Here is a 3,047-nt window from a genome sequence, read left to right as displayed (position 1 = left end):
TGGTCCAATGCTATGGACGTTGGCACCGCGATGGTCGGCAAAGGCTTGGGCGGGACGTGTCACGATCAAATACTCCTTCCGAGTTCGGGGAACATCATGCCGGTCGCAACAGTGCGACCTCGGTCATTCAAAGGGCGATGGCGGGTGTCGGGTGATATCTGTTGCTCGCGTGTTTCGCCTCGCCACCACCCAACGACGCGGTCGCGGAAGGAACGCCAAGCATGCCGGCTTTGCTTGGCATCTTGTTGATGGCGAGCTGGTTCAGGCGACGGAGACTTCTGTTCTCGTGAATCGGCTGCCTGCTTCATCATTTCGGTGGCCGACAATTGCTCACCGCTTCGCATGATCGCTTGCCGTATCTTTGCCTTGTCATTAACGAAGATCATCACATCTTCGCTACCACGTGAGACTGTCACGTAAAACTGTTTCGCGTTGATTGCGGGCAGGGATGACTCACCCATTGCCGCCATCGCGATGTGGCGGTCTTTACCTTGGCTTGCGTGACTGGTGATGACGTACCCCAAATCCATGTGCCCGTAGTCACGTTCGACAATCCAACCATTCTTCAAAATTAGATTGCCGCTTTTGTCGAAGCCTTTCACTTCGTCCAGCCGCCCGTTGCTAATCCGTTGCTTTCCACCTCGGGCTGTTCCGCCCAAGCTGAAGCGGATTTTGTCGCCGGCAGCGATGGCGATCTTGTGTTCGGCGTAGACCTCAAACCGCTCCGATGCTGCCAAGGGAAGCTTTTGCTTTTCACCACCACCGACGGGCGTGATAAACACCTCTTTTCCGATTGCCCCCGCGATGCGGTAGCGAGATCCCCGCTTGAAACCACCTTTTGCGTTCTGATGAAACTGCACGATCCCACCGGACTGGGATGCGTAGGTGATCGCTTCACTCTTCTCCGCATTCGTCAGGTTCAGCGATTTCAATCGAATGAACTCACGTTCGTCGTTCGACAACGCCCCTTCGTCGCGAAGCGACGTCCGAATATTTTCGGTCAGCGACGCCGCTTCCGCGTGCGTGGGTGCGACGACAAGCGTGGACTTGCCGGCTTTTTCGGCAGCAAGATAGTTTTCGGCGAGCTTCTCATGTCTCTCGTCCAAGTCAATTTCATGGATCTTGCCCAACGCGTCGAGTGCGTCAAAGCCCGCGAGCAATCCCGTTTGCCCGGTCTCGGCATTCACGACTTCGTTGCCACGGCTGATGAGTTCGACGGCTGCTTTGTAGCGGCCTTTTTGTCTCTGGATCGCTTCAACGCGGGCGATGTTCAATCCGGCTTCGCGCTCAAGCAATCGCATCGCCTCGCCACGACTCGGTGATGAGTGCTGCCGCGTATCGCCCGATAGGATGACACGAGCGTTTTGTTCTTTGGCGATTTTGAATACGGCATTCATCGAACGCACATCCATCAATCCGGCTTCATCGATCCACAACACTTGATCACGCACTTCAGCGTGAAGCTCTGTGTTGCGAATCAAATGCTCGACCGTCTGAGCATTTCCGAAACCCTTTTGCTGCAATACCTCCTTTGCGCCAGTACTCGGCGCGAACGTGTAAACCGTCTTGCCAAATTTCGCGATCGCTTCGGCAGCTTCCTGCATCAACGAGGACTTTCCCGTTCCCGCGCCACCCGTAACCGCCATGACGGCGTCGCGTGACCGGACGACATGACGAACGGCGTCCTTCTGTTGATCGTTCAGCCACGTTCGCGAGAACTGATGTTCTGAATCACCGATCGCCTTTCGCGTCCCACGTCCGTCACGGGCGTAGTCGATCAAGCGTTTTTCTGCATTCAGCACTTCGCGAGTGGTAATCAAATCTCGCACGCAGCCATGATCCGGCATCGACCGCTCGATCTTGTCGACTTGATTCAGAGCATCTTCGATCTGTTCGGGCTTGATTGTTAGAGCATGCTCGAGAGCGGTCCCGACAATTTGATGTCGCTCGACGGTCGATTGACGGAACAGATGATGATCGAGAGCGTACTTCACCGATGCGATCGCTTGGCTTTGCTCGTCTTCCCCCTGATCGATTCGCTTGCCGTCCAACAGACGAGAGAATGCCAGTCTCTCTTGGTTCGTCAGTCGGGATTGCCATTCGTCTCGCAATTTCTCAACGGATGCACCGTTGTCCTTCTTCTCACGAGTCTTTTTCCCGAGCGAACCTTTCTCGGCGGCACCGTGAATCCCATTTTCATTCGCATGTTGCTCGACCTGTGCGGTACGTCGGCTGTACTTTTCAATCGTCTTGCGGTCGATGCCATCGATCTCCCAGCCCGCTTTGATCTTTCCCGATTGCGTGAACCGCGTTTGAGTGACCGCATAACCGAGTTCTTTTTGAAGCTTGCTTGCCAGGCGTGATTCGAACTTTGCTTGGAGGCTCGGACGTTGCCGAACGATCTCGCCCATTTGGCCGGCGTAGTGAACGCCATTTTCTTCGGTCCAGTTGATAACGAAGGCATGGACATGCAAATGCGGATCGGCGGTGCCATCAACCGGCCGAGAAGTCTTGTGAAGGAAATCGGCGTAGACCAGTTTGCCGGTCGTTGCTTTCTGTTCCGAGTTTGCGTGCTTACCAGTACGCACTCGTCGCTGCATCAGCGGTTCAACATCACACTCCATCGTTTCACGCACCGCTTCACGGAGAGCGTCGATCAAGCGTTCGTCTTCGTTGATCGCCCACGCGAGTGAAACGCTTTTAGGAACCGAGAACGTCAGGTCCATTCCAGGGCGGCGATCTTTCCGTGATCGCTGAGTTAGGTCCGTTCCGTTGACTGGATGTTTGCCGAGAAGCAGATCGCTGAACTGTTGTTTGGTGACATCACTACCGATACCAAGACCGAGTAGATTGGCACCGTGACCATGCCACAGACCGTTCACTTCTTGGCCGAGATAGTAGTCACCCTGCGTCAAGACTTGATCAAAGTATTGGCGGGTTGCAGCGACGTTTGTGCCTTGCGTTGCGATAAGCATGTTGAACCATATGAACCACCTTACCCAGGGGCAAATGAAGAAGTAAAAATTAGATAGGCTTGTCCCCTAAGC

At 54.6% G+C, this 3,047-nt stretch carries 1 protein-coding gene; it reads right to left on the bottom strand.

Annotation, left to right across the window (positions count from 1 at the left end):
• Positions 1–65 precede the first annotated feature (65 nt).
• A complete protein-coding gene (gene mobF, locus B2R17_RS00840; RefSeq protein ID WP_286762456.1) occupies positions 66–2,975 on the bottom strand; it encodes a MobF family relaxase in 2,910 nt (969 codons plus the stop codon).
• Between the last annotated feature and the right edge of the window lie 72 nt (positions 2,976–3,047).

The sequence above is a fragment of the Rhodopirellula sp. UBA1907 genome (assembly GCF_002337565.1).
GTDB lineage: Bacteria > Planctomycetota > Planctomycetia > Pirellulales > Pirellulaceae > Rhodopirellula > Rhodopirellula europaea.
This window is presented reverse-complemented; position numbering and strand designations above follow the sequence as displayed.